At 64.8% G+C, this 1,153-nt stretch carries 2 protein-coding genes; both read left to right on the plus strand.

From position 1 onward, the window contains the following. Nucleotides 1-739 (plus strand): BRO-N domain-containing protein (locus tag CFB24_RS22260; protein WP_425332297.1); only part of this gene is annotated, 739 nt, incomplete at its 5' end. A 100-nt stretch (nucleotides 740-839) separates the two neighbouring features. Further along, a partial coding sequence (locus CFB24_RS22265) for a hypothetical protein (protein ID WP_141098597.1) occupies nucleotides 840-1,153 on the plus strand: 314 nt, incomplete at its 3' end.

Below are 1,153 nucleotides of genomic sequence, written 5' to 3' on the forward strand. Positions count from 1 at the left end.
TGTGGCCATTCGGGCGCCTCGTCGTGTCGGGAGCGGCGTCAGCACGAAAAATCAGACCCGCTCCAGTGGTGTCGCGACACCGGAGCGGGCCTTTGTCGACCGTGAAGACCTTCGCGTAGTTTCTATCTACGCCAGCCGAGGGCGCCGCAAAATGCAGGCGGTGAACGAATCCGGCCTCTACCAACTGATCTTCCGCAGCCGCAAACCCGCCGCCCGGCGCTTCCTCAAATGGGTGACGAGCGACGTCCTGCCGCAAATCCGCAAGACCGGCCAGTACCAGACGCCTTCGCTCGAACAGCCCAAGATCGCCCCGGCCGCGGATCCAGAGCGTTTGAAGAAAGAACGCGCGCGCGGCCAGGAAGTGGCCGTGACCGTCATCGACACCATGAGCCTGGTCGATCAGCTCTTCGATAACCTGGCTCCGATCACGGCGATCATCGAACGGTCGACGACCACCGCCCAGGCCTTCAACGCCGCAACGCTCACCAGTTTCACGGAGCGTTGCCCGCATTGCAGGACGGCGCTGCCCGGCCTCTTGAGCGAAAGCACGCTGGATCTGACGACGCTCTTGGCCCTCAAGGCGCGGGAGCTTGATATCGAATGGCGCCGCCTTCAGCCGGTCCTGACCAAGCTGCGCGCCCTGGTCGGATCGTCCGGCTCGGCGGAAGACCCCCTCCTGGACTATCTGAAAGAGGTGAAGATGAACAAGGACGACGAAACGCCGCCGAGCAAGCACTGATTGCGGCGCTCGTTTCGACTTCGCGCCAACCGCCTCGATCCTGATCCTGCCGCCGGAGCGCTCCTCCGGCGACGCCACCCGCAGGACAGGACCGCCTTCCATGACCGACTCGGAAAACAACCCGGCCCCCGAGCAGGCCCAGTCAGACGCCCCTCTCGACACCCGCGAGGCGCTCATAAAGCTCATCGCCCTGGCCAAGGGGATCGACCAAGGTCAAAACGCCGGCCTGGAAGCGACGGGCATGCTGCGCGAGGAAGTCGCGGCCGTTCACGGCTTGCTCGCGCATCTGATCGAGATCCTCACCCCCGCACAGCCTGAGGACGAAGGCCCAAGCCTGCGCGATCTGATCACCCTGATGATCCAGCAGCAGCGCGAGATGGCGCGATTGCTGAAGGAGCTCGCCGCCGCCGTCGG

This window comes from Rhodoblastus acidophilus, from assembly GCF_900187365.1.
GTDB lineage: Bacteria > Pseudomonadota > Alphaproteobacteria > Rhizobiales > Beijerinckiaceae > Rhodoblastus > Rhodoblastus acidophilus.